This window comes from Sphingomonas yunnanensis, from assembly GCF_019898765.1.
In the GTDB taxonomy this organism is placed as follows: Bacteria; Pseudomonadota; Alphaproteobacteria; order Sphingomonadales; family Sphingomonadaceae; genus Sphingomonas; species Sphingomonas yunnanensis.
The window spans coordinates 568,098-594,292 of record NZ_JAIOKB010000002.1 but is presented as its reverse complement, the minus strand read 5'-3'; the positions used below and the strand labels follow the sequence as shown (position 1 = coordinate 594,292).

At 72.0% G+C, this 26,195-nt stretch carries 24 protein-coding genes; 16 read left to right on the top strand and 8 right to left on the bottom strand.

Translation table 11 applies throughout. The annotated features are described in order from the left end of the window. Positions 1-79: 79 nt before the first annotated feature. Positions 80-910 carry a cold-shock protein gene (locus K7957_RS20540; protein ID WP_223011606.1) on the bottom strand — a complete coding sequence of 277 codons (831 nt, stop codon included), beginning with the start codon at positions 908-910 and terminating at the stop codon, positions 80-82. Between the two features lie 265 nt (positions 911-1,175). On the opposite strand from K7957_RS20540, the gene K7957_RS08940 reads away from it, so the two are divergent. From K7957_RS08940 to K7957_RS08870, 15 genes are all read left to right on the top strand, one after another. Then, entirely contained in the window at positions 1,176-1,796 is a 621-nt protein-coding gene (locus K7957_RS08940; protein WP_223011605.1) for a ribonuclease D, read from the top strand. Next, positions 1,789-2,421 (top strand): LPS export ABC transporter periplasmic protein LptC, encoded by a 633-nt coding sequence (lptC, locus tag K7957_RS08935; RefSeq protein ID WP_223011604.1) that lies wholly within the window; start codon positions 1,789-1,791, stop codon positions 2,419-2,421. Before K7957_RS08940 ends, lptC begins: the two co-directional genes overlap by 8 nt. Positions 2,422-2,433: 12 nt before the next feature. After that, positions 2,434-2,982: an LptA/OstA family protein gene (locus K7957_RS08930; protein WP_223011603.1), complete on the top strand. Its 549-nt coding sequence runs from the start codon at positions 2,434-2,436 to the stop codon at positions 2,980-2,982. A gap of 287 nt (positions 2,983-3,269) precedes the next feature. Further along, on the top strand, positions 3,270-4,064 hold the full coding sequence (gene lptB, locus K7957_RS08925; protein WP_223011602.1) for an LPS export ABC transporter ATP-binding protein: 795 nt from the start codon (positions 3,270-3,272) through the stop codon (positions 4,062-4,064). Between the two features lie 28 nt (positions 4,065-4,092). Further along, positions 4,093-5,574: an RNA polymerase factor sigma-54 gene (gene rpoN, locus K7957_RS08920; RefSeq protein ID WP_223011601.1), complete on the top strand. Its 1,482-nt coding sequence runs from the start codon at positions 4,093-4,095 to the stop codon at positions 5,572-5,574. A gap of 105 nt (positions 5,575-5,679) precedes the next feature. After that, complete coding sequence (gene epsC / locus K7957_RS08915; RefSeq protein WP_223011600.1) at positions 5,680-6,630, top strand: serine O-acetyltransferase EpsC; 951 nt, start codon at positions 5,680-5,682, stop codon at positions 6,628-6,630. A 2-nt stretch (positions 6,631-6,632) separates the two neighbouring features. Next, positions 6,633-7,388 (top strand): gamma-glutamyl-gamma-aminobutyrate hydrolase family protein, encoded by a 756-nt coding sequence (locus tag K7957_RS08910; protein WP_223011599.1) that lies wholly within the window; start codon positions 6,633-6,635, stop codon positions 7,386-7,388. Between the two features lie 297 nt (positions 7,389-7,685). Continuing rightward, entirely contained in the window at positions 7,686-10,067 is a 2,382-nt protein-coding gene (locus tag K7957_RS08905; protein WP_246616848.1) for a glycoside hydrolase family 127 protein, read from the top strand. Continuing rightward, complete coding sequence (locus tag K7957_RS08900; protein ID WP_223011598.1) at positions 10,064-11,083, top strand: Ldh family oxidoreductase; 1,020 nt, start codon at positions 10,064-10,066, stop codon at positions 11,081-11,083. The genes K7957_RS08905 and K7957_RS08900 overlap by 4 nt, the downstream gene beginning before the upstream one ends. 32 nt (positions 11,084-11,115) lie before the next feature. Further along, positions 11,116-12,837, top strand: coding sequence for a DUF885 domain-containing protein (locus K7957_RS08895; RefSeq protein ID WP_223011803.1), 1,722 nt, complete (start codon positions 11,116-11,118; stop codon positions 12,835-12,837). 75 nt (positions 12,838-12,912) lie between these two features. Then, positions 12,913-13,827, top strand: a complete 915-nt coding sequence (locus K7957_RS08890; protein WP_223011597.1) for a dihydrodipicolinate synthase family protein — start codon at positions 12,913-12,915, stop codon at positions 13,825-13,827. A gap of 13 nt (positions 13,828-13,840) precedes the next feature. Beyond that, positions 13,841-14,839: a 4-hydroxyproline epimerase gene (locus tag K7957_RS08885; protein ID WP_223011596.1), complete on the top strand. Its 999-nt coding sequence runs from the start codon at positions 13,841-13,843 to the stop codon at positions 14,837-14,839. Positions 14,840-15,116: 277 nt separating this feature from the next. After that, the gene (locus K7957_RS08880; protein ID WP_223011595.1) at positions 15,117-16,535 is read left to right on the top strand and encodes an amino acid permease; all 1,419 of its coding nucleotides are present in this window, start codon (positions 15,117-15,119) and stop codon (positions 16,533-16,535) included. A gap of 48 nt (positions 16,536-16,583) precedes the next feature. After that, positions 16,584-16,889 carry a hypothetical protein gene (locus tag K7957_RS08875; RefSeq protein WP_246616847.1) on the top strand — a complete coding sequence of 102 codons (306 nt, stop codon included), beginning with the start codon at positions 16,584-16,586 and terminating at the stop codon, positions 16,887-16,889. Beyond that, complete coding sequence (locus K7957_RS08870; RefSeq protein ID WP_246616846.1) at positions 16,886-18,478, top strand: methyl-accepting chemotaxis protein; 1,593 nt, start codon at positions 16,886-16,888, stop codon at positions 18,476-18,478. The genes K7957_RS08875 and K7957_RS08870 overlap by 4 nt, the downstream gene beginning before the upstream one ends. A 115-nt stretch (positions 18,479-18,593) precedes the next feature. On the opposite strand, the gene K7957_RS08865 is transcribed toward K7957_RS08870, so the two are convergent. Continuing rightward, the gene (locus tag K7957_RS08865; RefSeq protein ID WP_223011594.1) at positions 18,594-19,766 is read right to left on the bottom strand and encodes a phospholipase D-like domain-containing protein; all 1,173 of its coding nucleotides are present in this window, start codon (positions 19,764-19,766) and stop codon (positions 18,594-18,596) included. A gap of 136 nt (positions 19,767-19,902) precedes the next feature. Between K7957_RS08865 and rpoZ the strand changes: the two genes are divergently transcribed. Beyond that, positions 19,903-20,247 carry a DNA-directed RNA polymerase subunit omega gene (gene rpoZ, locus K7957_RS08860; RefSeq protein ID WP_183922344.1) on the top strand — a complete coding sequence of 115 codons (345 nt, stop codon included), beginning with the start codon at positions 19,903-19,905 and terminating at the stop codon, positions 20,245-20,247. A gap of 297 nt (positions 20,248-20,544) precedes the next feature. Here the strand turns inward: rpoZ and K7957_RS08855 are convergent, their stop codons facing one another. The 6 genes from K7957_RS08855 to rpmI form a co-directional block, all read right to left on the bottom strand. Next, a complete protein-coding gene (locus tag K7957_RS08855; RefSeq protein ID WP_223011593.1) occupies positions 20,545-21,420 on the bottom strand; it encodes an aldose 1-epimerase family protein in 876 nt (291 codons plus the stop codon). Beyond that, positions 21,413-23,803, bottom strand: coding sequence for a phenylalanine--tRNA ligase subunit beta (pheT, locus tag K7957_RS08850; RefSeq protein ID WP_223011592.1), 2,391 nt, complete (start codon positions 23,801-23,803; stop codon positions 21,413-21,415). Before pheT ends, K7957_RS08855 begins: the two co-directional genes overlap by 8 nt. 25 nt (positions 23,804-23,828) lie before the next feature. Beyond that, positions 23,829-24,938, bottom strand: a complete 1,110-nt coding sequence (gene pheS, locus K7957_RS08845; protein ID WP_223011591.1) for a phenylalanine--tRNA ligase subunit alpha — start codon at positions 24,936-24,938, stop codon at positions 23,829-23,831. After that, positions 24,935-25,237: a GIY-YIG nuclease family protein gene (locus K7957_RS08840; RefSeq protein WP_425517184.1), complete on the bottom strand. Its 303-nt coding sequence runs from the start codon at positions 25,235-25,237 to the stop codon at positions 24,935-24,937. Before K7957_RS08840 ends, pheS begins: the two co-directional genes overlap by 4 nt. A 306-nt stretch (positions 25,238-25,543) precedes the next feature. After that, positions 25,544-25,909, bottom strand: coding sequence for a 50S ribosomal protein L20 (rplT, locus tag K7957_RS08835; RefSeq protein WP_223011589.1), 366 nt, complete (start codon positions 25,907-25,909; stop codon positions 25,544-25,546). 20 nt (positions 25,910-25,929) lie between these two features. After that, positions 25,930-26,133, bottom strand: a complete 204-nt coding sequence (gene rpmI, locus K7957_RS08830; RefSeq protein ID WP_223011588.1) for a 50S ribosomal protein L35 — start codon at positions 26,131-26,133, stop codon at positions 25,930-25,932. Between the last annotated feature and the right edge of the window lie 62 nt (positions 26,134-26,195).

Genomic DNA, 26,195 nt, shown 5'->3' with positions numbered 1-26,195 from the left:
ATCGGCGCGGCGCAGATACGAGAACGGCCCGCCCGACGAGGTCGGGCGGGCCGCTTCTCTCAGCCGTTCGGCGAGCCGATCAGCTCGACGAGGAGAGGTTCACCGCGGCGTACTTGCCGCGACGATCGACCTCGATCTCGAACTCCAGCCGGTCACCCTCGTTGAGCGTCGGCATGCCGGCGCGCTCGACCGCCGAGATGTGGACGAACGCGTCGGGCTGGCCGTCGTCGCGCTGGATGAAGCCGAAGCCCTTCATGGCGTTGAAGAACTTGACCGTGCCCGTGGCCTTCTCGCCGGTCAGCTGGCGCTGCGGGGCGCCGCCGCCGCGCGCGCCACCGGCACCGCCGCCCGCTGCACCGCCGAAGCCACCCTCGCGCGGGGGAGCGCGATCCGTCACCGGCATCGGCTCACCCTCGATCTTGAGGTCGGTCGCCGAGATGCGGCCGCCGCGATCCACCAGGGTGAAGCCGAGCGGCTGACCCTCGGCCAGGCCGGCGAGGCCGGCCTGCTCGACCGCGGAGATGTGGACGAACACGTCCTCGCCGCCGTCATCGCGCACGACGAAGCCGAAACCCTTCTGCGCGTTGAAAAACTTGACGACGCCGGTGCCCTCGCCGACGACCTGGGGAGGCATGCCGCGGCCGCCGCCGAAGCCGCCACCACCGCCGCCGCTGAACCCGCCGCCGCCACCACCGAAGCCGCGACCACCGCCGCCGCCGCCGCCGAAGCCACCGCCGCCGAAGCCGCGATTGCCACCGCCGCCGCCGAAGCCGCCGCGGTCCTCGTAACCGAAGCCGCCGCCACCGAACCCGCCGCCGCCGCCGAAGTCGTCACCGCCGCCGCCGAAACCGTCGCGCTTGTCGCGCCCACGTCCGCCGCGATTGCCGCGGCCGCCCTTGTCGTAACCCATAACCCTGTTCGTCTTCCCGGTCCGCCCGAACATTCTCAACGAGACCACGCGCAGGACGGCGAACGCGGTTCCCCGGGCGCATATCCTATTGCGCCGCATCGCCCGTCATAGCCGAACAATCCAGCGCCGTCGAATCGTTGTGCGAGTCTTTTCTTCGCAGATGGGCCAATCACTTGCTTCTTATCCCGCGAGGAACACCGTCTGTCGCAGACGCAACCCAACGAACGCGTTGAGCCCACGCCGCCACCCCGCTACAGCCTCCGGCATGGCTGTTCATTTTCATGAGGAAGATCTGCCCGGCGACGTGTTCGCCCCGGGTGCCGCGATCGCGGTCGACACCGAGACGATGGGGCTGATCACCCCGCGCGACCGGCTCTGCCTGGTGCAATTGTCCGACGGCACCGGCGACGAGCATCTCGTCCGCTTCAACCCGGGCAGTGACTATGCCGCGCCGGTGCTGCGCGCCGTGCTCGCCGATCCCGCTCGGGTGAAGCTGTATCATTTCGCGCGTTTCGACATCGCCGCGCTCCGCCACTATCTCGGCGTCGTGGCGGCGCCGGTCTATTGCACCAAGACCGCGTCGCGACTGGTGCGCACCTACACCGACCGGCACGGGTTGAAGGAGCTGGTGCGCGAGCTGCTCGGGCAGGACATCTCCAAGCAGCAGCAGTCGTCCGACTGGGGCGGCCCCGAATTGAGCGAGGCGCAGCGCGACTACGCCGCCTCCGACGTGCGCTTCCTCCACCGGCTGCGCGACGAGCTCGACCGGCGGCTGGCGCGCGAGGGGCGCACCGCGCTGGCGCAGGCCTGCTTCGACTTCCTCCCCGCCCGCGCCGAGCTCGATCTCGCCGGCTGGCCCGAGGTGGACATCTTCGCGCATGTCTGAGGTGGCGATCCGGACGCGCTCGGAGCGCCAGCGCTGGGCGCAGCCCGGCGGGCGCCACGATCGCCTGATCGCCTCCGCCAACCGCCTGCTGCCGCTCTCGATCGGCGTGCTCTTCGCCTTTCTGGTGATGGCGCCGCTGACGATGGGCGGCGACGCCTCCTTCGTGCTCGACAAGAACAAGGTCGAGGTCGCGCGCGAGCGGCTCAAGATCCAGCGCGCGCGCTATCGCGGCACCGATGCCAAGGGCCAGCCCTTCGCGCTCACCGCGGGCTCGGCGCTGCAGAAGAGCTCGGCCGAACCGGTGGTGAACATCCGCGACCTCGCCGCCGCGATCCGTTTGTCGGACGGCCCGGCCGAGATGACCGCGCCGACCGGCCGCTACGACATGGACAGCGAGCAGGTGAACGTCGCGGGCCCGATCAAGGTGCGCGGGCCGAACAATTACGCGCTCGACACCACCGACGCGGTGGTCGACCTCAAGACTCGCCGGCTGCGCTCCACCGCGGCGGTCACCGGTACGGTCCGGCAGGGCACGTTCAGCGGCGACAGCATGCGCGCCGACCTGGAGGCACGCACCGTCACGCTCGACGGCAATGCGCGCTTGCGGATCGACCCGAGAAAATAGAAAGAGCGCTGGATGTTGCGCCCCTTCGCCCCGGTCGCCTGCCGAGTCCCGCTGCTGGCGCTGCTGATCGCCGGCGGCGCGGCCGCGCAGACGCGCCATAACAGCGCCGCGCCGATCGACTTCGGCGCCGACCATATCGAGCTGCAGGACCGCGCCAACCGCGCCGTGCTGGCGGGCAACGTCAAGGTGCGCCAGGCCGAGATGACGCTCGACGCGGCGCGGATGACGGTCGCCTATACCGGGCAGGTCGAGAACGGGAACCCGCAGGTGTCACGGCTCGACGCCGCGGGCGGGGTGACGGTGACCCGGCCCGACCAGACCGCGCGCAGCACCTATGCGGTGTACGACCTCAACCGCCGCGTCATCACGATGCTGGGCGGGGTGCGGCTGACCCAGGCGGGCAACACCGTCAGCGGCGGACGGCTGACGATCAATCTCGACACCGGGCGCGCGGTGATCGACGGCTCGGCGGTGGCGGGCGGCGGCGGTAGCGCGGGCAACGTGACGCAGGCGCCGAGCGGGCGCGTGACGGGGACGTTCTCGGTACCCAAAAGGAATTGAGGCAAGTGATCCTCCCCCTGGGAGGGGGAGGTGGCAGCGCGCAGCGCCGACGGAGGGGTAACCCGGCCGGCGATCGTCGCTGGACTCACCACCGGCGATACCCCGCCGTCGCGCTGCGCGCGCCACCCCCCTTCCAGGGGAGGATCGAAGGTCGCCCTTCACCCCCGCCCGCGCACCGCCCGTCACGTCCCCCCTTCAAACGGCGGCGCCGATCGGGCATGCACGTTCCCTGCCAACCGGTGCCCCGTTAGCGCTCCGGTAACCCTGTTATGCGAGGCCCGACGGCGATGGACAGCGTCACCACCCAGCGCGACCGCGAGTCGCTCGACCAGGTCGCGCCGATCCACGAGGCGCCGGTACAGAGCGGGCTCCAGGTCGTCTCGATCGCCAAGAGCTATGACAAGCGCGTGGTGCTCACCGACGTGTCGGTGTCGGTCGGGCGCGGCGAGGTGATCGGGCTGCTCGGCCCCAACGGCGCGGGCAAGACCACTTGCTTCTATTCGGTGATGGGGCTGGTGAAGCCCGACTCGGGCCGGATCATGCTCGACGGCGACGACATCACCGGCCTGCCGATGTACCGTCGCGCCATCCTCGGCCTCGGCTATCTGCCGCAGGAGACCTCGATCTTCCGCGGTCTGACGATCGAGAAGAACATCCTCACCGTGCTCGAACTGTCCGAGCCCGACGCCGCGGCGCGCGCCGAGAAGCTGGAGCGGCTGCTCGCCGATTTCGGGCTCACCCGGCTGCGTGACGCGCCCGCGATGGCGCTCTCGGGCGGCGAGCGCCGCCGCGCCGAGATCGCGCGCGCGCTCGCGGCCGACCCCTCGATCATGCTGCTCGACGAGCCGTTCGCTGGCATCGACCCGATCTCGATCGCCGACATCCGCGGGCTGGTGTGCCAGCTCAAGGAGCGCGGCATCGGCGTGTTGATCACCGATCACAACGTGCGCGAGACGCTCGACATCGTCGATCGTGGCTACATCATCTACGACGGCAAGGTGCTGTTCACCGGCAGCCCCGAGGAGCTGGTACGCGACGAGAACGTGCGCCGCCTCTACCTGGGCGAGAGCTTCACGCTGTGAGGCCGGCGCGCCGCGGACCCGTCATCCCGTGAGCCTCGCCCCCCGCCTCGACCTGCGCCAGTCGCAGTCGCTGGTGATGACGCCGCAGCTCCAGCAGGCGATCAAGCTGCTGGCGCTGAGCAACCTCGAGATCGAGGGCGTGATCGCCGAGGAGATCGAGCGCAACCCGCTGCTCGAGTCGAGTGCGCCCGTCGACGATAGCGTCTCCGCGCCACCCGAGACCGCCGACGCACCGCGCGACGAACCCGCGGGTGCCGACGAATTGGTGATGGCGGGGGAGGGGGCGGGCGAGTCGCTCGACGTCGACATCGCCGCCGAGCGGTTCGACGACGGCCCGAGCGAGTCGGCCGCCGAACGGATCGGCGACCTCGGCCCGGGCAGCGGCAGCGGCAGCGGTGAGGCGATCGACTTCGACTCGTTCGCCGACACCAGCGAGAGCCTCGCCGACGTGCTGCTCGCGCAGGCCGGCGCGCGCTTCGACGCGACCGATCTCTTCGTCGCGCGCGCGCTGATCGACCAGATCGACGAGGCCGGCTATCTCCGCGCCGACCTGCACGACGTCGCGCAGCGGCTCGGCGTGCCGCTCGCGCAGGTCGAGGCGGTGCTCGCCGAGGTCCAGAAGTTCGAGCCGACCGGGGTGGGCGCGCGCGATCTCGCCGAGTGTCTCGTGATCCAGGCGCGCGACGCCGACCGCTACGACCCGATGATGGCGCGGCTGCTCGACCACCTCGACCTGCTCGCGCGCGGCGAGCTGGCGCGGCTGAAGAAGCTCTGCCGCGCCGACGACGAGGACATGGCGGACATGATCCGCGAGCTGCGCGGCTATGACCCCAAGCCGGGCTTCCGCTACGGCGGCGACCCGCCCGCGCCGGTGATCCCCGACCTCACCGTGACCCGCGCGCGCGGCGGCTGGGCGATCGAGCTCAACGCCGCGACGCTGCCGCGCGTGCTGGTCAACAAGAGCTATTACAGCGAACTGGCGGGCGGCGCGCAGGATCGCGCGGGCAAGACCTGGCTCGCCGAGAAGCTCGCCAGCGCCAACTGGCTGGTCAAGGCGCTCGACCAGCGCCAGCGCACCATCATCCGCGTCGCCACCGAGATCGTGCGCCAGCAGGAGGCCTTCTTCCTTCACGGCGTCGCGCACCTGCGCCCGCTGACGCTGCGTCAGGTGGCGGACGCGATCGAGCTGCACGAATCGACCGTCAGCCGAGTCACCAGCAACAAATACCTGAGCTGCGCGCGCGGGCTGTTCGAGCTGAAGTATTTCTTCACCTCGGCGATCGCCGCTGCGGACGGTGGCGACGCGGTCTCCGCCGAGGCGGTGAAGAGCGCGATCCGCGCGCTGATCGCGGGCGAGGGCGAGACGATCCTGTCCGACGACACGCTGGTGGAGTTGCTCAACGCCAAGGGCTTCGGGATCGCGCGGCGGACGGTCGCGAAATATCGCGAGGCGATGGGGATCGGCAGCTCGGTGCAGCGCCGCCGCGCCCGCGCGTTGCAGCGCGCCTGACCGATGCGGCGCGCGAACCTCCTCGCCGCGCAAGAAAAGCTTGGATCACCTACTCGGCTAGTAGAGTATGACTCGCGGCTCGATCGGGCTGGTGAGGGGCGTGCGATGAGCGACGGTGCGGCGAATGGCGAGGGCTCGGCGATCGCCGCGGCGGTGCTCGCGCTGCGGGCCGCGCGCGAGGCCTGGCGCGTCGGCCATCCATCGGAGGAAGCGCGCTCCTTCCCCTCGCGCGCTGCGCTGGAGCGCGTGGTCGAGACGCTCGCCGCCGCGCTCTTCCCGCGCCGGCTCGGCCAGTATCGCGGCGCCGCGGGCGATGAGGACGGCTTCGTCGCCGCCAAGCTGCTCGCCGCCGCGACCGAGCTGGAGCGCGAGATCGGCGCCGAGCTGGCCTATTGGCAGGCCGAGGCGCGCACCGGCGCGTTCGATCCCGAGCAGCCCGCGACGATCGTGCGGCTGTTTCTCGCCACGCTCGGCGAGGTGCGCCGCCTGATCGACAGCGACGTCGCCGCCGCCTTTCTCGGCGACCCAGCGGCGCGCAGCGCGGACGAGATCCTGGTCTGCTACCCCGGCGCGATCGCCAGCCTGCACCACCGCATCGCGCACCCGCTCTACCAGCTCGGCGCGCCGATCACCGCGCGGCTGATCTCCGAGATCGCCAACGAGCGCACCGGGGTCGACATCCACCCCGGCGCGACGATCGGCGCGCATTTCTTCGTCGACCACGGCACCGGTGTGGTGATCGGCGAGACCGCGGTCATCGGCGAGCGCGTGCGGCTCTACCAGCATGTCACGCTCGGCGCGCGCACCCCGCTGGCGGACGCCTCGGACCACCCGCGCGAGCGCTATGCGCGCCACCCGATCGTCGAGGACGACGTGGTGATCTACGCCGGCGCGACGATCCTGGGGCGCGTGACGATCGGGCGCGGCGCGATGGTCGGCGGCAATGTCTGGCTGCTCGAGGACGTACCGCCCGGGCGGATCGTCGCGCAGCCGGTCGCGCGCGTGCTCGCGCCAGCGGACGGCGAGCGCTGGCGCGACGGACTGGCGGGAGACTGAGCATGGCGTCGCGGCGACCGCTGATCGGGGTGTTGTGCTGCAACGAGGTGGCGCATCGCCCCGTGCAGGCGGTGGCGAGCCGCTTCGTCCGCCCGCTCGCCGCGGTGTCCGGCGCGACCGTATTGCTGGTGCCGGCGCTGACCGGCGCCAATGACGCGGCCGCGCTCGCCGCGCCGCTCGACGGGCTGCTGCTGACGGGCTCGCGCTCGCACGTCGCGCCCGCGCGCTACGGCGGCACACTCGACCTGCCACCCGAGGCGCTCGATCCGGAGCGCGACGAGGTGGCGCTGTCGCTGGCGGACGCGATGATCGTCGCGGGCAAGCCGGTGTTCGGTATCTGCCGCGGGTTGCAGGAGATCAACGTGCTGTTCGGCGGCTCGCTCTCGGCCGACCCGTGCTGCGGCCGTCACCTGCGCGGCGGCAGCTGGGCGCAGCGCGACTATGCCGAGCTGTTCACGCTGCGCCACGACGTCCGCCTCGCGCCCGAGGGCCGGCTGGCGCGCGCGACGGGGGAGCGGCAGCTGACGGTCCACTCGGTCCACGAGCAGGCGATCGACCGGCTCGGCGGGGGCCTGCGGGTCGAGGCGCGGTCGAGCGACGACGGCGTGATCGAGGCGGTCGCGGCGCCGGGCTGCGGCGCGGAGGTGCTGGCGGTGCAATGGCACCCGGAGTGGGACGTCGACTCGAGCGCGGGCAGCCGGGCCTTCTTCACGCTGATCGGCGCCGCGCTGCGCGGCGAGAGCGAGCGGGTGCACTGAGGGCAAAGGCATAAGGGCAGGGCGGCAGGTGAAATGGATCCTCCCCGCATGGCGGGGAGGGGAACCAGCCGACGGCTGGTGGAGGGGGGCTTCCACAAGCGCTGCGCCAAGTGGAGAGCCCCCTCCACCACGCCCTTCGTGCGCGGTCCCCCTCCCCGCGAGCGGGGAGGATCTCAGAGGCAGCGTGATAGGGAGCAGCACGAACACCATCGTCGTTCGTATACGATTCTATTGCGCCTGCCGTCGCGCCGTGACACACTCCCCTCACGTCACCGTCATCACGCACCAGGAGAGACCATGCCGAGCACGACCCGTCGCGACCTGATGGCGGGCGCCGCGACGCTGGCGCCGCTCGCGCTCCTGCCCGCCACGGCGCGCGCCGCCACGCCGGCGCAGCGCGTCGTCCGCGCGCGCCCGCTGCCGCTCGCCGACGTGCGGCTCGCCCCGTCCGACTATCGCACCGCCGTGGAGATCAACCGCGCCTATCTCCACCGGCTCGAGCCCGACCGGCTGCTGCACAATTTCCGCACCTATGCCGGCCTCCCCGCCAAGGGGGAGATCTACGGCGGCTGGGAGAGCGACACGATCGCGGGCCACACGCTCGGCCATTATCTCAGCGCGCTGGCGCTCGCCTGGCAGCAGACCGGCGACCCCGAGCTGCGCCGCCGCGCCGATTATATCGTCGACGAGCTGGCGACGGTGCAGACCAGGCGCGGCACCGGCTATGTCGGCGCGCTCGGGCGCAAGCGGAAGGACGGCACGATCGTCGACGGCGAGGAGATCTTCCCCGAGATCGTGCGCGGCGAGATCCGGTCGGGCGGGTTCGACCTCAACGGCTCCTGGTCGCCGATGTACACCGTCCACAAGCTCTTCGCCGGCTTGCTCGACGTCCATGCCGCCTGGGGTAACCCGCAGGCGCTGCGCGTCGCCACCGGGCTCGCCGGCTATGTCGAGCGCGTCTTCACCGCGCTCGACGCCGCGCGGCTGGAGGAGGTGCTCGGCTGCGAATATGGCGGGATGAACGACAGCTACGCCGAGCTGTACGCACGCACCGGCGACCAGCGCTGGCTGCGCATGGCGCGGCTGTTCTACGATCATCGCGTGCTCGACCCGCTCGCCGCGGGCGAGGACAAGCTCGCCAACCTCCACGCCAACACGCAGGTGCCCAAGCTGGTCGGTCTCGCGCGGATCCACGAGGTGAGCGGCGGTGATCCCGCCAAGGCCGCGGCGGCGCGCTTCTTCTTCGAGCGGGTCACGCGGCACCACAGCTACGCCATCGGCGGCAACGCCGACCGCGAATATTTCTTCCAGCCCGACGCGGTCGCGCAGCACGTCACCGAGCAGACCTGCGAGCATTGCAACACCTACAACATGCTCAAGCTGGCGCGACATCTCTGGTCGTGGCAGCCCGACGGCGCGCTGTTCGACTTCTACGAGCGCGCGCACCTCAACCACGTGATGAGCGCGCAGGACCCGGCCACCGGCGGCTTCACCTACATGACGCCGCTGCTGAGCGGCGCGGCGCGCGACTATTCCACCACCAGGGACGACGTGTTCTGGTGCTGCGTCGGCTCGGGGATGGAGAGCCACGCCAAGCACGGCGAGTCGATCTTCTGGGAGGGCGACGACGGCACCTTCTACGTCAACCTCTACATCCCCGCGGAGGCGCGCTGGGCGACGCGGCGCGCGACGGTGACCCTCGCGACGCGTTACCCGTACGAGGGCGAGGCGGCGCTGCGCTTCACCGAGCTGCGCGGCGGCACCTTCCCCGTCGCGCTGCGCGTGCCCGGCTGGGCGGGCGAGGGCGTGCGCGTGACCGTCAACGGCGCCGCGGTCACGCCGACGCGCGCGCGCGGCTACGCCATCGTCGAGCGCCGCTGGAGAGCGGGCGACACGGTCGCGCTGACGCTGCCGCTCGCGTTGCGCACCGAGAGCGCGCCGGGCGATCCCGATATGATCGCGGTGCTGCGCGGACCGATGGTGCTCGCCGCCGACCTCGGCCCCGCCGAGGGCACGTGGGACGGCGCCGATCCCGCCCTGGTCGGCGCCGACGTGCTCGCCGGCTTCGGCCTGCGCGACGCCGCCGCGGCGCGTTACGCCACGCGCGGGGTGGTGCGGCCCGGCGACACCGACTTCGTCCCCTTCTACCGCCAGTATCGGCGGCGCAGCGCGGTCTATTTCAAGCGCTTCACCGACGCGGGCTGGGCCGAGGCCGAGGCCGCCTACACCGCCGAGCAGACGCGGCTGCGCGACCTGGCGGCGCGCTCGGTCGACGTCATGTTCCTCGGCGAGATGCAGCCCGAGCGCGACCACCAGCTGGCGAGCGAGCTGAGCTATCCCGTCACCTATCGCGGCCGGCAGGGGCGCGACGCGCGCTCGGGCGGCTATATCGAGTTCACGATGAAGGTGCGGCCCGGCCCGCTAGTGCTCCAGGCGAGCTACTGGGGCGGCGAGCGCGCGCGCGACTTCGACATCCTGGTCGACAACGTCAGGGTCGCCACGCAGCACCTCGACAACGACCAGCCCGGCGCCTTCATCGAGCGCGACTATCCGCTGCCGCCGGGGCTGACCGCGGGCAAGAGCAGCGTCCGCGTCAAGTTCCTGCCGCACGACCGCAGCAGCGCCGGGCCGGTGTTCGGCGTCCGCCTCTACACCGCGCGCGCGGGAACCGCGGCGTGAGCGACGCCGTCCGGCTGACGCTCGACGAGGTGCGCGCGCTGGCGCGGGCGACGCTCCGCAGGGTCGGGCTCGCGCCCGCGCACGCCGAGGCGGTGGCCGAGACGATGGTCGCGGGCGAGCGCGACGGCTGCGCCAGTCACGGCGTCTACCGCCTCCTCGTCGCCGCGCACAGCCTGCGCAGCGGCGCGGTCGCGCGCGACGCGGTGCCGCGCGTGAGCGAGCCCGCCGCCGCCTTGGTGCGGGTCGACGGCGGCGGCGGCTTCGCGCAGCTCGCCTTCGCCGCGGGCCGCCCGCTGCTCGAGGCCAAGGCACGCGCGGGCGGCATCGCCGCGCTGGCGCTGACCGACGTCGTCCACTTCGCCGCGCTCTGGCCCGAGGTCGAGGCGCTGGCCGAGGCGGGGCTGGTCGCGCTGGCGATGACGCCGAGCCACGCCTGGGTCGCGCCCGCGGGCGGGACGCGGCCGGTGTTCGGCACCAACCCGATCGCCTTCGGCTGGCCGCGCCCCGGCGCGCCTCCCTTCGTCTTCGACTTCGCCACCAGCGCGGTGGCGCGGGGCGAGATCGAGCTGCACCGCCGCGCCGGCCGCGCCATCCCCGACGACTGGGGCTATGACGCGGAGGGGCGGCCCAGCACCGATGCCGCGGCGGTGCTGGGCGGGGCGATGCGCACCTTCGGCGGGCACAAGGGATCCGCGCTGGCGGCGATGGTGGAGCTGCTCGCCGGCCCGCTGATCGGCGAGATGACCAGCGCCGAGTCGCTCGCCGCCGACGCCGGACGCGGCGCCTCGCCGCGCGGGGGCGAGCTGATCGTCGCGCTCGATCCCGCGGGCTTCCTCGGTGCCGCCGCGGCCGAGCATCTCGCGCGCGCCGAGGCGCTGTTCGCGGCGATCGAGGGCCAGGGCGCGCGGCTCCCGTCGGCGCGGCGCTACGCGGCGCGCGCGCGGAGCGAGAAAGAGGGTGTGCTGGTGCCGGCCGCACTCTACGCCGACATCATCGCGATCGGGGAGGTTGAGTGAGGCAGATACTGGCGGCGCTGCTGGGCGCGACGATGATGGTGGCGGCGCCGGTGACCGCGGCGCCGCGGGTGGGGAGTGCCGACGCGACGCTGCGCCGGCTCTATACCGACGAATATGGCTGGCGGCAGCAGCAGATGGCCGCCGACGAGGACAGCCGCCGCGAGGCGCGCGCGCACCTGCCCGACGTCGGGCCGGCGGCGCAGGCGGCGCGGCTCAGGCGCTGGGAGGAGACCGCGACGCGGCTGCGCGCGATCCGCCCCACCGATCTCTCGCCCGCCGAGCAGGTCAATGACGCGGTCTACCGCCAGCAGATCGACGCACTTCTCAACGAGCAGCGCTTCCGCGACTATGAGAAGCCGCTCACCGCCGACACCAGCTTCTGGGGCGACGTCGCCGCCTCGGCGCGCGACCCGCTCGCGAACGAGAAGGAGTATCGCGCCTATCTGTCGATGCTCAGCGAGCTGCCGCGCTATTTCGACCAGCAGATCGCCAACATGCGCGCCGGGCTCCGGCGCGGCTTCACCCCGCCCAGGGTGACGCTGGCGGGGCGCGACATCGGCGTCGCGCAGGTCGTCGAGGCGAGGTCGATCGCGGACAATCCCTTCTACGCGCCCTTCGCGACGATGCCGCGGCAGATCCCGGCCGCGACCCAGGCCGAGCTGCGCCGCGCCGGCGAGGCGGCGATCCGCGACTCGGTGCTGCCCGCGCACCGCCGGCTGCTCGCCTTCCTGCGCGAGGACTATATCCCGGGGGCGCGCACCGCGCTGGCCGCCTATGACCTGCCCGACGGCAAGGCCTATTATCAGTCGAAGATCGCGGAATATACGACGCTGGCGCAGACCCCCGAACAGGTCCACGCGATCGGCCTCGCCGAGGTCGCCAAGATCCGCGCGCGGATGCTGCAGGTGATGGCGCAGGTGAAGTTCCAGGGCGACCTGCCCGCCTTCCTCACCTTCCTGCGCACCGACCCGCGTTTCTACGCCACCACGCCGCAGCAGCTGCTCGATCGCGCGGCGTGGATCGCCAAGACCTTCGACGGCAAGGCGGCGCAGTATTTCGGCCGGCTGCCGCGCAGCCGCTTCGCGATCAAACCGGTGCCCGCCGACGTCGCGCCCTTCTACACCGCGGGACGCGGCGGGCCGGGCGTGTATCTGGTCAATACCTACGACCTGCCCGCGCGCTCGCTCTACGCCATGCCCGCGCTGACGCTGCACGAGAGCGCGCCCGGCCACGCCTTCCAGATGCCGCTCGCCGCCGAGAACAAGGACCTGCCGCCGTTCCGCCGCGACACCTACCTTTCCGTCTACGGCGAGGGCTGGGCGCTCTACTGCGAGACATTGGGCGAGGAGATGGGGATGTACGAGACGCCCTATGACCTCTTCGGCATGCTGAGCTATCAGGCGTGGCGCGCGTCGCGGCTGGTCGTGGACACCGGCATCCACGCGATGGGCTGGAGCCGCGAGCGCGCGCAGGCCTATCTGCGCGACAACACCGCGCTGTCCGACCACGAGGTCACCACCGAGGTCGACCGCTACATCGCCTGGCCGGGGCAGGCGCTGAGCTATTACACCGGCCAGCTCGCGATCCAGCGCGCCCGCGCCCGCGCCGAGCAGGCGCTCGGCCCCAAGTTCAACGTGAAGGCTTTCCACGACGCGGTGCTGGCGCTCGGCTCGGTGCCCGTGAGCGAGATCGACCGCCGCGTCGACCAGCTGATCCGCGACGGCGGCCGCGGCCCATACCCCGACGAGGAATAGTCGGACAGGTTGCGCTCACGCGATCTGCTTAGTATACGATCTGTGTCTGAGAAAATTGAGAGGCTAGTGTCGGCAATGGCGATCGGTTGGAAGGGCGTGTTCCCGGCGGTGACGACCCAGGTGCGCGAGGATCTCACGCTCGACCTGTCGGACACGCAGCGCGTCGTCGACGAGCTGATCCGCGACGGCGTCACCGGGATCATCGCGCTGGGCACCGTGGGCGAGAACAACTCGCTCGACTATGACGAGAAGGTCACGGTGCTCTCCGCCATCGTCGAGGTGGTGAAGGGGCGCGTGCCGGTGATCACCGGCGTCTCCGAGTATGACACCCGCCGCGCGGTCCGCTACGCCCAGGCGGCGGAGAAGGCCGGGGCGGACGGGCTGATGCTGCTGCCGCCGATGGTCTATGTGCCCAAGCCCGACGAGCTGGTGGCGCACTTCCGCGGCGTGGCGGAGCGCACCGCGCTGCCGATCATGCTGTACAACAACCCGCCGGCCTATCGCACCGTGATCGACCGCTACGTGCTCGAGCAGCTGGTGCCGGTGGAGAACATCGTCGCGGTGAAGGAATCGGCGCCCGACACGCGGCGCTTCACCGACTTCCGCAACGATCTCGGCGACCGCTACGTGCTGTTCGCCGGCCTGGACGACGTCGCGCTGGAGGGGCTGTACCTCGGCGCGCAGGGCTGGGTCTCGGGCCTGACCAACGCCTTCCCGAAGGAGTCGGTCGAGCTGGTCGCGGCGTTCGAGCGCGGCGATCACGCCAAGGCGCTCGAGATCTACCGCTGGTTCATGCCGCTGCTCCACCTCGACGCCGAGCACGACCTCGTCCAGTCGATCAAGCTCGCCGAGCAGGTGATGGGGCGCGGCTCGGAGCGCGTGCTGCCGCCGCGCTACGTGCTCACCGGCGAGCGCCGCGCGGAGGTGATCGCGATGGTCGAGCGCGCCGCGGCGACGCGCCCCACGCTGTCGCTGCCCGCCGCGGCCTGATAGCCGAGGCGGCATGCGCCACACCTTCTTCTGCATCGACGGCCACACCGCGGGCAACCCGGTGCGGCTCGTCGCGGGGGGCGCGCCGCTGCTGCGCGGCGCCTCCATGTCCGAGCGCCGGCAGGATTTCCTCGCCCGCTACGACTGGATCCGCACCGGGCTCTGCTTCGAGCCGCGCGGCCACGACATGATGTCGGGCGGCTTCCTCTACCCGCCCACCACCGCCGATGCCGACGTCGGCATCCTGTTCATCGAGACGAGCGGCTGCCTGCCCATGTGCGGCCACGGCACGATCGGGATGATCACCTTCGGGCTGGAGCACGGGCTGATCCAGCCGGCGACGCCGGGGCGGCTCAAGGTCGAGGTGCCCGCGGGCGTGATCGACATCGCCTACGCGATCGCGGGCGAGAAGGTGACCTCGGTCCGTATCACCAACGTGCCCAGCTATGTCGCGGCGCGCGGCGTGGAGGTCGACGTCGCCGATCTCGGCCGGCTCAGCGTCGACGTCGCTTATGGCGGCAATTACTACGCGATCGTGGAGCCACAGGGGGGCTATGCGGGGCTCGACGCGATGGGGGCGGACCGGCTGATCGCGGCCTCGCGGCTGGTGCGCACCGCGGTGCGCGAGAAGGTCGAGCCGGTGCACCCGCTCGACCCGACGATCCGCGGGGTGAGCCACGTGCTCTGGGCGGACCGCGCGCGCGGCAACGACGCCGACGGCCGCAACGCGGTCTTCTACGGCGACAAGGCGATCGACCGCTCGCCGTGCGGCACCGGCACCTCGGCGCGGCTCGCGCATCTGGCCGATCGCGGCGACCTGAGGGTCGGCGACCGCTTCGTCCACGAGAGCTATATCGGCAGCCGCTTCATCGGCCGGGTCGAGGCGGCGACGACGCTGGGCGACGTGCCCGCGATCATCCCCTCGATCGAGGGATCGGCGGTCGCGACCGGCTTCAACACCATCTGGATCGACCGCGACGATCCGTTCTGGTCCGGCTTCCAGGTGACGTGAGCGAGGCTGGCGCGCCCCTCTCGCGTCATGCCGGACCTCGTCCGAACCTCGCTCGTCCGCCTCGTCGGCGGCCGCTGAGCAGCGGCCGAACCCCATCGGGGTGTTTCTCCGCGAACGCGGGGCTCCAGGGCAGAGCAGAGCAACGACGGGCGACGTCCGCGCCGGCTGGGCTCCCGCGTGCGCGGGAGAGCATGAGTGGGGCGAGGGGCTCGACCGGGTCCGGGCCGATCGCGCGGAGCGATCACTCACCGCATCCACCTGCTTAGGAGACACGATCATGCTGGGCCAGCGCAAGTCACTCGCCGACGTGACCCGGCATGAAGAGGGCCGCGCGCTCGCCAAGACGCTCTCCTGGCCGCACCTGATCGCGCTCGGCGTCGGCGCGATCGTCGGCACCGGCATCTACACGCTCACCGGCGTCGGCGCCGAGCGCGCCGGCCCCGCGGTGATCCTCGCCTTCGCGATCGCCGGCGCGGTCTGCGCCTGCGCCGCGCTGGCCTATGCCGAGCTGGCGACGATGATACCCGCCGCGGGCGGCGCCTATACCTTCAGCTACGCCGCCCTGGGCGAGACCGCCGCCTGGGTCGTCGGCTGGAGCCTGATCCTCGAATATTCGCTCGCCTGCTCGACCGTGGCGGTGGGCTGGTCGGGCTATCTCGTCGGCTGGATCCAGTCCGCCGGGGTGACGCTGCCGACCGCGCTGCTCGCCGGACCGCACGGTGGCGGCCTCGTCAACCTGCCCGCTGTGGCGGTGGCGCTCGCCGTCATGGGTATGCTGGTCGCTGGTACGCGCGAGAGCGCGACGCTCAACATCGTCCTCGTCGTGGTCAAGCTCGCCGCGCTGGCGGTGTTCATCGTCTTCGCGCTGCCCGCGTTCGATCCGGCCAACCTCCACCCGTTCATGCCCTACGGCTTCGCCGCGGCGGAGAGCGGCGGGCACAAGCGCGGCGTGATGGCGGCGGCGGCGATCGTCTTCTTCGCTTTCTACGGCTTCGACGCGGTGGCGACCTCGGCCGAGGAGGCGAAGCGGCCCGGGCGTGACCTGACGATCGGCATCGTCGGCTCGATGCTGGTGTGCACCGCGATCTACATGGCGGTGGCGGTGGCGGCGATCGGTGCGCTGCCCTTCACCCGCCTGGCCAACTCGCCCGAGCCGCTCGCGCTGGTGCTGCGCTCGCTCGGCCAGCCGCTCGCCGGCCATCTGATCGCGCTCGCCGCGGTGATCGCGCTGCCCTCGGTGATCCTGGTGATGATGTACGGGCAGAGCCGCATCTTCTTCGTGATGGCGCGCGACGGGCTGCTGCCGCGCGGGCTCGCCACGGTGAGCGCGCGCAGCGGCGCGCCGACACGCATCACGCTGCTGACCGGGGTCGCGATCGCGGTGGTGGCGGGGCTGTTCCGGCTCGACGAGATCGCCGAGCTGGCCAACGCGGGGACATTGCTCGCCTTCATCGCGGCGGGCGCGTGCCTGATGGTGCTGCGCCGCACCGCGCCCGACGCGCCGCGGCTGTTCCGATGCCCGTTGCCCTATGTCGTGGGATCGCTCGCCATCCTCGGCTGCCTCTACCTGCTGTGGAGCCTGCCGAGCGCGACGATCACGCGCTTCCTGCTGTGGAACGCGGTGGGGTCGCTGTTCTACCTGGCCTACGGGCGGAGGCGGGGGCTCCGGCGCGCGGCGGCGGCGGGTGGGACTTGATCTAGGCGAAGAAAGGGCGTGTTAAGGAGCCTCGTCTAGACGGTCTGCATGACCCGCCGTGCGTCATTCCCGCTGCTGCTCCACGCCGCGCTCTTCGCAATGCTGTTGCTGGTGCTGGCGCTGCGGCCGCCGGCGGAAGGAACGATGCTGCTGGTGCCGATCGTGGCCGCGCCCGGGGCGCTCGCCTCGGCCGCGCTCGCTGCCGACGCGCGGCTGGTCGGGCGCGGACCGGGACGGAGCCTGGTGGTGCGCGGCACGCGCGACCGGATCACGGCGCGCCTCCGCCTCGGCGACGCGCTGCTGCTCGCCGCGCCCTCTCCCCTGTGCGGCGACGATGTCGGAGAGCGGGCATGACCGTGACCGGCTGGCGCGCGCTCGATACGTTGACGCTGGCGCAGATGCGTCTTCTCGGCATGCGGCTGATCGTCGCGCTGGGCTGGGTCGCGCTCGCGGCGGTGACCGTGATCCAGCTGATGCTCACCGGCGGCGTCGATCCGCTCCTGCTCGGCGCGGGGATCGCGCTCACCGCGGCGCCGACGTGGCTCGCCATCAAGGGCCGCACCGACGCGCAGGCGCGCACCATTGCCGGCACGCTTGCCGCCACCGCGCCCGCGCTGCTGGTCTATGTGCTCGAGGGCCATCCCTGGCAGATGGACGGGCATATGTTCTTCTTCGTCGCACTCGCCGCGCTGGTGGTGCTGTGCGACTGGCGGCCGATCGTCTTCGCCGCGGGGCTGATCGCGCTTCACCACCTGCTGCTCGAGTGGTTCGCGCCGGCCTGGGTGTTCGCGGGCGAGGGGCGGCTCGGCCGCGTGCTGGTCCACGCGCTGGCCGTGGTGATGCAGGCGGGCGTGCTGTGGCTGGTGACGGGCGCGCTCGAGCGGCTGCTCGAGCGCCAGCGGCTCTCGCTCGAGCGCAGCCGCGCGCTGGTCGCCGAGGCGGACGAGGCGCGCACCGCCGCCGAGCAGGCGCGCGCCGTCGCCACCGAGGCGCTGCGCCAGGCGCGCGCCGCCGAGGACGCCGCCGCCGCCGAGCGCGCGCGGCTGCGCGGCGTCGAGCAGGACGCGGCGGCGCGGCGCCGCGACGAGCTGCTCACCGTCGCCGAGGCGTTCGAGGGCTCGGTCGCGCAGGTGGTGCGCGCGATCGGCGCCGCCGCGGCCCAGCTCGAGCGCTCCTCGATCGCGCTCGACGATCTCGCCGCGGGTGCCGGGGTGCAGGCCGCGGCGGTGGCGAGCGAGGCGGTCGAGGCGACCACGCAGATCCGCCACGTCGCCGACTCGATCCGCGACCTGGGCGGCTCGATCCGCGCGATCGCCGACTCGGCCGACCAGCAGAGCGCGCTCACCGCGGTGGCGCAGGCGGCGGCGGGCAGCGGCGTCGGCCGCATCGGCGAGCTCGAGGAGCATGGCCAGCGCATCGGCCAGCTGGTGGGCGACATCCGCGACATCGCCGAGAAGACCAACCTGCTCGCGCTCAACGCGACGATCGAGGCGGCGCGCGCGGGCGAGGCCGGGCGCGGCTTCGCCGTGGTCGCGGGCGAGGTGCGCTCGCTCGCGGCCGATTCGACGCGTGCGAGCGATCGCATCAGCGCCCTGCTCGGCGCGATCTTCGCCGGCGTGGGTGACGCCGCCGCGGCGCTGACGCGCGCCGACTCGGCGGTGGCGCAGGTCGCCAGCGCGGCGGGCGGGATCGCCGCCTCGGTGTCGGACCAGCGCCAGCTCGCTGCCGGGATCGAGGCGGGCGCGTCTCGTACGGCGAGCGGTGCCGAGCTGATCGAGCGCCGCATCGACGAGGTCGCCGCCGCGGTGCGCACCACCGCCTCATTGTCGCAGACGGTGCGCGGCAGCGCCGGCGAGCTCGCCGCCAGCGCGCGCGCGCTGGACGGCGCGACCGAGCGTTTCGTCGGCTTCCTCAAGGGCGAGGTGCCGCGCCGCGCGGCATAGCGGACTAGCGCATACGATGTGCCTCGCCCACGCGGGGCCTCGGGCGGAGAGCGTGATGCCCGAGCTTCGGCTCCGGCGTCCCGCGGAGCACGATCCACGCTGGGCGGATCGAACTCTAGCCCTCGTCTATTCCCCAGTTGAGCCCGCGCGAGATCGCCGGGTCCGCCACCGCGGTGAGCGCGTAGGCGACCAGCTGCTTGCCGCGCTGCCACCAGCCGGTCGCGTCGCGATAGGCCTCGCGCGTCACCTCGTTGGACTGCGCGATCTCGCCCTCGACATAGGCGCGCGCGTGCGCGGCGAAGGCGGGGTCGTCGATCCGCAGCATCAGCTCGAGGTTGATGAACAGGCTGCGCATGTCGAGGTTGGCGCTGCCGATCCAGGTGGCGTCGTCGACCACGTACAGTTTGGTGTGGAGCTTGGTGGCGGCATATTCGAAGATCCGGACGCCGCGGCGCAGCAGGCCCGCGTAGGTGAAGCGCGCCGCCGCGATCGTGACGTTATTGTCCGACTTGGACGCGGTGATCACTCGGACCGCGGCGGCGCGGCGGCCGGCGCGATCGAGCGCGCGCAGCAGCGTCGGGCTCGGCGTGAAATAACCCGCGATCACGTCGATGCGCGTCGCCCGCCGCATGTCGTCGCGGATCGCGCGCGCCCAGGGCGACAGCTCGCGGGTCGGCCCGCCGATCAGCCAGCGGAGCCTGCCCTCGCTCTCGCTCCACCGCGCCAGCGCGCGGTTGAGCCGGCGCACCCGGCTGCGGCCGTGGATGCCCTGCTCCAGCGCGTCGAAATAACCCGCCATCCGCGCCGCGGCGGGACCTTCGACGAGCAGGCCGAGGTCGCGCCACGCCTGCTCGCGCGGCGTGCCGAAATAATCGTCCTCGATGTTGAAGCCGCCGATGATGATCCGCGCACCTTCGGTCTCCGCGTCGGCGAGCGCGAGCTTCTGGTGGTTGCGCAGCAGGTAGCGTCGCCCCAGCCGCGGCGAGAAGCGACACACCGACACGCCCGCGCGCTCCAGCGGCGTGAAGAACTCGGGGTCCGCGCCCTCGCTGCCGAAGCCGTCGACCACCAGGGCCACGCGCACCCCGCGCCGCGCCGCGGCCGCGAGCGCGGCGTTGACGCGGCGGCCCGAGTCATCGTCGGCGTAGATGTAATAGAGGACGCGCAGCGAGCGGCGCGCGCCGTCGATCAGCGCGATCAGCGCTTCCAACCGGCGCGGGCCGGTATCGAGCAGCGTCAGGAGGTTGCCGTCCACGGTGAACGTCGGCTGGGCGGGAGCGTCATCCATCGCTATCAGATGGCGGGTCGCGCCGCGGCGGGCAAGCGCGCCACTGCCCCGGCGCGGGGCGCGGCTTCCTTGACGGCTGGCCGGTGCTCGACTAAATGCCCATCCTTCCCTGAAGTTTACGACAAGAGGATACGCGATGGCGCGCGTCACCGTCGAGGATTGCGTCGACAAGATCCCGAACCGCTTCGATCTCGTCCTGCTCGCCGCCCAGCGCGCGCGGCAGGTGTCGGGCGGCGCCGAGCTGACGATCGACCGCGATCGCGACAAGAACCCGGTGGTCGCGCTGCGCGAGATCGCCGAGGAGACGGTCAAGCCCGACGAGCTCCATGAGTCGGTGGTGCAGAGCCTGCAGCGCGTCCAGATCGACGACGAGGAGGAGGCCGACGCGATCGGCAGCCTCGCCGCCTCGGCCGAGGCGCTGCGCCTCACCGCGGTCGCGCCGCCGCGTAACCAGAACCTCGGCGCCGACTACGACGGCTGAGGCGTTCCGGCGTCCTCCCTGTGCTGCTGCGCAGGCAGGAGGCCAGGATGACGAGCGTTGCGTCGCGTGGCTCTGGGCTCCGGCGTGCGCCGGAGCACGGAAGGACTTGGGTTTGAGAAGCGCTTGAGTGGCGCCGGCGGCAGGATTGTCACGGCCGCCTCTCCCCGGCGTCATCCTGATCTCGTTTCAGGATCCACCGCGCGGCAGGAGCCGCCGCCGGTAAGAGCGCGACACCGTGGATCCTGAAACAAGTTCAGGATGATAGAGTGGGAGGGCGCAGGCGCCATTCCCTCCCTCTCACCCCACTAGCGTCACGCTCATCGTGATGCGTTTCTCGCCGCCGGGCGCCACCTGGAACACGCCCGGCTTGTCGCGATACTCGCCGCTGTAGCCCTCTGGGTCAGCGATGCCGTGCCACGGCTCGACGCACACGAACGCCGCGCCCGGCTTGGTCCAGATCCCCAGCTTGGGCGTGTCCGGGAAAGCGATCTCCAGCTGCGGGCCGGCATCCGCGCCGTAGCGTACCGACTGCGAGCGCACCGCGTCCCACACCAGCGCGTCATGCGCGAACAGCGCGTCGTCGAGCCGCAGCACGCGCCCGTCGAGCGGGGAGGGCACTGTCGCCGCCGCGATCGTGCCGTCGGCGGCGATGCTGCGCAGCGGCGCGGGCTCGTCCTCGGAGAAGACGATGCGGTGAACGCCGCGCGCCTGGCCATAGGGCAAAGGCCAGGCGAAGGCGGGGTGGAAGCCGAAGCTCGCCGGCAGCGGCACGTCGGCGGGGTTGGCGACGGTCGCCTCGATCGCCAGTGTCGCATCCTCCAGCGCGAAGGCGAGTTCGAGCCGGAACGCGAACGGGTAGTGCACGCGCGTCGCGGCGTCGTCGGTCAGCGCGAACACCGCGCGGGTGGGTGTCGCCTCGATCACCGCGAAGTCGCTGCGGCGCGCGATGCCGTGCTTGCGCATCGGATAATCGACGCCGTCGACGCGGATCGTCTCGCCCGAGGGCGCGCCCACCACCGGGAACAGGATCGGCGCGCGCCCGGTCCAGAAGCGCGGGTCGGCGTCGGTCATCAGCTCGCGCCCGTCGGCGTCGGTCAGCGAGGAGAGCTGCGCGCCGTGCGGGTCGATCGCCGCGCCCAGCACCCCGTTCGAGAGTCGGATCCACTCAGCCACGTAAGCTCGCTCCCAATTTGCCCGCCGCGGCGACCACCTTGTCGGCGATCGCCTTGAGCTCGGCGTCGGTGAAACTCTTCTCGCCCGGCTGGAGCATCACCTCCAGCGCGACCGACTTCTGCCCCTCGGGCACGCCCGTGCCGGTGAACACGTCGAACACGCGCGCGCGCACGATCGCGGCCTTGTCGGCGCCCTTGGCGGCGCGCGCCAGCGCCTCGGCGGCGAGCGCGGCGGGGGCGAGGAAGGCGAAGTCGCGCCGCACCGGTTGTAGCGCGGGCGGCGCATAGGCCGGGCGCATGAAGCCGGTGCCGCGCTTCGCCGGCAGCGAGTCGAGGTACAGCTCGACCGCGGCGACCGGGCCGGACAGGTCGAAGGCGCGCAGCACCGCGGGGTGGACCGCGCCGAACGCCGCCAGCACCGTCTTGGGGCCGAGCCGCAGCGTCCCCGAGCGACCGGGATGGAAGCCGTCGCCCGCCTCGCCCATCACCTGCAGGTTGTCGACCGGCGCGCCGGCGGCGGCGAGCAGCGCGAGCGCCTCGGCCTTGGCGTCATACGCGTCGAAGCCGGCGGCCTTGCCCTCGCGCCAGCCGCGCGGGCGGCGGTCGCCCGCCAGCACGATGCCGAGCGTGACGCGCTCAAGCGGGGCGCCGTCCTTCGCCAGGTAGCGCCGGCCCAGCTCGAACAGCCGCACATTGTCGCTGCCCTGGCGCAGGTTGCGCTCGGCCGCGGCGAGCAGCCCGGGGAGCAGCGACGGCCGCATCACCTTGAGCTCCTCGCTGATCGGGTTGGCGAGCGTCCAGTCGCCCCCGCCGAACACCGCGGCGTGGCGCTCCGCGACGAAGCTCCACGTCACCGCCTCGTCGAGCCCGCGCGCCGCGGCGGCGCGGCGGACGCGGCGCTCGACCTTCTGCTCGGCGGTGGCGGTGGGCCGCGCGACACCGGACAGGCGCGGCAGCGCGACCGACTCGACGCGGTCGAGCCCCTCGATCCGGATCACCTCCTCGACGAGGTCGGCGGTGCCGTCGACGTCGGGGCGCCAGGTCGGCGGGGTGACCTGCCACTCGGGCGAGACCGCGAAGCCGAGCGACTCGAGGATCGCGCGCTGGCGCTCGGCCGGCACGTCGAGGCCGCCGAGCGTCGCGGCGCGCGCCGGGTCATAGGCGTAGCTCGGCATCGTCACCGGCGGCGTGCCCGCGCGCGTGACATCGCTCACCGTGCCGCCGCAATATTCCCGGACGAGGAAGGTGGCGATCGCGAGCCCGTCGTCGAGGAATGCCGGATCGACGCCGCGCTCGAAGCGCTGGCGCGCGTCGCTGGTCAGCGCCAGCGTCTGGCCGGTGCGCGCGATCGCGTCGGGCGCGAAATAGGCGCACTCGATGATCACGTCCGTGGTCGTCGCCGAGACGCCCGAGTGCGCGCCGCCCATGATGCCGCCGATATCGTGCACCGCGACGTCGTCGGCGATCACGGTCATGCCAGCGGCGAGCGCGTAGGTGCGGCCGTTGAGCGCCACCACGCTCTCGCCGTCGCGGGCCTGGCGCGCGACGAGGCCGCCGGAGAGGCGGGCGCGGTCGTAGACGTGCAGCGGGCGGCCGAGGTCCACGGTGAGATAGTTGGTGATGTCGACCAGCGTCGAGATCGGCTTCTGCCCGATCGCGCGCAGCCGGCGCCGCATCCAGTCGGGCGAGTCGCCGTTGGCGAGACCGGTGACCGCCTGCGCGTAGAAAGCGGGGCAGCCCGCGGGATCCTCGATCCGCACGTCGGGGCCGGGGCCCTCGCCCGGCACGTCCGGCACGGTCAGCGGCACGAGCGTGCCGAGCCCCGCCGCGGCGAGGTCGCGCGCGATGCCGCGCACGCCCATGCAGTCGGGGCGGTTGGGCGTGATCGACACGTCGATCACCGCGTCGTCGAGCCCGGCATAGTCGGCGAAGGCGGCGCCGACCGGCGCATCCGGGGCCAGCTCGATGATGCCGTCATGGTCGTCGCCCAGCTCGAGCTCGCGCGACGAGCACATCATGCCGTTCGACTCGACCCCGCGGATCGCGGCGACGCGCAGCACCATGCCGTTGGCGGGGACGGTCGCGCCCGCGGTGCCGAACACGCCGACCAGCCCGGCGCGCGCGTTGGGCGCGCCGCACACCACCTGGAGCGGCGCGCCGCCGTTGACCTCGGGGCCGGCCTCGACCGTGAGCACCTGGAGCTTGTCCGCCTGCGGGTGCGGCGCGGCGGTGAGCACGCGCGCGACGCGGAAGCCGCCGAGCCGCGCGGCGGGGTTCTCGACCTCTTCCACCTCGAGCCCGACGCGGGTGAGTGCGGCGACGATCGAATCGAGCGACTCGCCCGTGTCGAGATGGTCCTTGAGCCAGGAGAGCGTGAATTTCATCGGTTCGTCCGAAGCTGAAGGAAGGTCAGGCGGGGGTGCCGACGCCGCCCGACAGGGTCGGGACGTCGAGCGCGGCGAAGCCGTAATGGTGCAGCCAGCGCGTGTCGGCCTCGAACATCGGGCGCAGGTCGTCGATGCCGTATTTCAGCATCGCCAGCCGGTCGATCCCGCAGCCGAAGGCGAAGCCCTGCCACTCGTCGGGGTCGAGCCCGCAATTGGCGATCACGCGCGGGTGGACCATGCCGCTGCCGAGCACCTCCATCCACCCCTCGCTACCGCCGATGACGCGCTTGCCCTTCTCGACCGAGAAGCCGACGTCGACCTCGGCCGAAGGCTCGGTGAACGGGAAATAGCTCGGGCGCAGCCGCAGCACGACGTCGTCGCGCTCGAAGAAGGCGCGGAGGAAGGTCTCCAGCGTCCACTTCAGGTGACCCAGCGTGATGCCCTTGTCGATCACCAGCCCCTCTACCTGGTGGAACATCGGCGTGTGCGTCGCGTCCCAGTCGGAGCGATAGACGCGGCCGGGCGCGATGATGCGGATCGGCGCGCCGGCGCCGTTCTGGCGGCGCGCGACCTCGACCATGGTGCGGATCTGCACCGGCGAGGTATGCGTGCGCAGCACCAGCGGCGCGGCCGCGGCGCCTTCCGCCTGCGCGACGTAGAAGGTGTCCTGCATCGCGCGTGCCGGGTGCGTGTCCGGAATATTGAGCGCGCCGAAATTGTGCCAATCGTCCTCGATCTCGGGCCCGGTGGCGACCGCGAAGCCGAGATCGGCGAAGATCTCGGCCAGCTCGTCCATCACCTGGCTGACCGGGTGGACCGTGCCGCCCGCGGGCAGGTCGACCGGCAGCGTCATGTCGAGCGCCTCGCTGGCGAGCTGCGCGTCGAGCGCGACCTGCTCCAGCACCGCCTTGCGCGCGGCGATCGCGGCGGTGACCGCCTCGCGCAGCCGGTGGATCGCGGGGCCGCGCGCCTGGCGCTCCTCGGGCGACAGCGCGCCCAGCGTCTTGAGCAGAGCGGTGACGCGCCCCTGCTTGCCGAGCGCCTCGACCCGCACCGCCTCCAGCGCGTCGAGCCCCGCGGCCGCGGCGATCGCGGCGAGCAGGTGGGTCTGGAGCTCGTCGGTGTCGGTCATTGCTCTCTTCCGTTCGTCGCCGGTACCAGGCCAAGATCGATCGCGCGGTCCGGCCAATGCGGGTTGGTCGCGTCGATCAGCCGTAGCGTCCAGTCACGTTTCCACTTCTTCATCTGCTTCTCGCGCCGGATCGCCGCTTCCATGGTGTCCGCCGTCTCGAACCAGACGAGCCGCTTCACGCGATAGCGGCTGGTGAAACCCGGGATCAATCCTTCGCGGTGCTGAATCACGCGCGCGGTGAGATGGGCGGTGACGCCGATATAGAGGGTGCCGTGCGGCCCGCTCGCCGTGATGTACACGCACGGAGTTTTCATCGGTCACGTTCGGTGGTCGGCGGACCCGGTTGACGCGCGGTCGGCCATGCTCTCGCTGACCGCATCATATCTGGATCCGCGCCAGCGCGGGGATGACGATCGGGGCGAGTTGGCTCGCGATGGCGCTACGGGCTTGTCCCCGGCCCGCTCCCCTTCTCCGTCATCCCCGCGCAGGCGGGGATCCAGAACCGACGTCGCCGGCGCTGCAGTATCACGGCACACTACCACCCCCCGACGAGAAAGGGCGCCGGTGTTGCCACCAGCGCCCCCGATCTCATCGTGGAGGAAGCCTCACGCCGCCTGCGGCAGCGCGGCCTTCGCCTGGGCGATGATCGCGGCGAAGGCGGCGCCCTCGTTCATCGCGATATCGGCCAGCACCTTCCGGTCCAGCTCGACGCCCGCGAGCTTCAGCCCGTGCATGAACTGGCTGTAGGTCAGACCCTCGGCGCGGACGCCGGCGTTGATGCGCTGGATCCACAGGCCGCGGAAGGTCCGCTTCTTCACCTTGCGGTCGCGATAGGCATATTGGCCGGCCTTCTCGACCGCCTGCCGCGCGACGCGGATGGTGTTCTTGCGACGGCCGCGATAGCCCTTCGCCTGCTCCAGGATGTTCTTGTGCTTGGCGCGAGTGGTTACGCCCCGCTTGACGCGTGCCATAGATTATTCCTCCTCGTCGCTCAGCTGAGACCGTACGGTGCCCAGGCCTTCACCGCGGCGGTGTCGGCCTTCGACAGCACCTTGGTGCCGCGATTCTGGCGGATGTACTTGGCGTTGTGGCTGATGAGGCGGTGGCGCTTGCCGGCGACGCCGTGCTTGAGCAGGCCGCTGGCGGTCAGCTTGAAGCGCTTCTTGACGCCACTCTTGGTCTTGAGTTTGGGCATTTTCGTCCTTTCTGCTGGAGCGTTCGGCTGGAACGGCCGCGGCAGCCCTGGATGGCCGGGCC

Excerpts from the sequence above, each read along its gene's own strand:
- K7957_RS20540 (WP_223011606.1), bottom strand. The coding sequence starts at position 910 with ATGGGTTACGACAAGGGCGGCCGCGGCAATCGCGGCGGACGTGGGCGC.
- K7957_RS08930 (WP_223011603.1), top strand. The coding sequence starts at position 2,434 with ATGTTGCGCCCCTTCGCCCCGGTCGCCTGCCGAGTCCCGCTGCTGGCG.
- K7957_RS08865 (WP_223011594.1), bottom strand. The coding sequence starts at position 19,766 with ATGGATGACGCTCCCGCCCAGCCGACGTTCACCGTGGACGGCAACCTC.
- pheS (WP_223011591.1), bottom strand. The coding sequence starts at position 24,938 with ATGACCGACACCGACGAGCTCCAGACCCACCTGCTCGCCGCGATCGCC.
- K7957_RS08875 (WP_246616847.1), top strand. The coding sequence starts at position 16,584 with ATGACCCGCCGTGCGTCATTCCCGCTGCTGCTCCACGCCGCGCTCTTC.
- rplT (WP_223011589.1), bottom strand. The coding sequence starts at position 25,909 with ATGGCACGCGTCAAGCGGGGCGTAACCACTCGCGCCAAGCACAAGAAC.
- epsC (WP_223011600.1), top strand. The coding sequence starts at position 5,680 with ATGAGCGACGGTGCGGCGAATGGCGAGGGCTCGGCGATCGCCGCGGCG.
- lptB (WP_223011602.1), top strand. The coding sequence starts at position 3,270 with ATGGACAGCGTCACCACCCAGCGCGACCGCGAGTCGCTCGACCAGGTC.
- K7957_RS08885 (WP_223011596.1), top strand. The coding sequence starts at position 13,841 with ATGCGCCACACCTTCTTCTGCATCGACGGCCACACCGCGGGCAACCCG.
- pheT (WP_223011592.1), bottom strand. The coding sequence starts at position 23,803 with ATGAAATTCACGCTCTCCTGGCTCAAGGACCATCTCGACACGGGCGAG.
- K7957_RS08880 (WP_223011595.1), top strand. The coding sequence starts at position 15,117 with ATGCTGGGCCAGCGCAAGTCACTCGCCGACGTGACCCGGCATGAAGAG.
- K7957_RS08890 (WP_223011597.1), top strand. The coding sequence starts at position 12,913 with ATGGCGATCGGTTGGAAGGGCGTGTTCCCGGCGGTGACGACCCAGGTG.
- K7957_RS08905 (WP_246616848.1), top strand. The coding sequence starts at position 7,686 with ATGCCGAGCACGACCCGTCGCGACCTGATGGCGGGCGCCGCGACGCTG.
- rpoZ (WP_183922344.1), top strand. The coding sequence starts at position 19,903 with ATGGCGCGCGTCACCGTCGAGGATTGCGTCGACAAGATCCCGAACCGC.
- K7957_RS08895 (WP_223011803.1), top strand. The coding sequence starts at position 11,116 with ATGATGGTGGCGGCGCCGGTGACCGCGGCGCCGCGGGTGGGGAGTGCC.
- K7957_RS08940 (WP_223011605.1), top strand. The coding sequence starts at position 1,176 with ATGGCTGTTCATTTTCATGAGGAAGATCTGCCCGGCGACGTGTTCGCC.
- lptC (WP_223011604.1), top strand. The coding sequence starts at position 1,789 with ATGTCTGAGGTGGCGATCCGGACGCGCTCGGAGCGCCAGCGCTGGGCG.
- K7957_RS08870 (WP_246616846.1), top strand. The coding sequence starts at position 16,886 with ATGACCGTGACCGGCTGGCGCGCGCTCGATACGTTGACGCTGGCGCAG.
- K7957_RS08910 (WP_223011599.1), top strand. The coding sequence starts at position 6,633 with ATGGCGTCGCGGCGACCGCTGATCGGGGTGTTGTGCTGCAACGAGGTG.
- rpmI (WP_223011588.1), bottom strand. The coding sequence starts at position 26,133 with ATGCCCAAACTCAAGACCAAGAGTGGCGTCAAGAAGCGCTTCAAGCTG.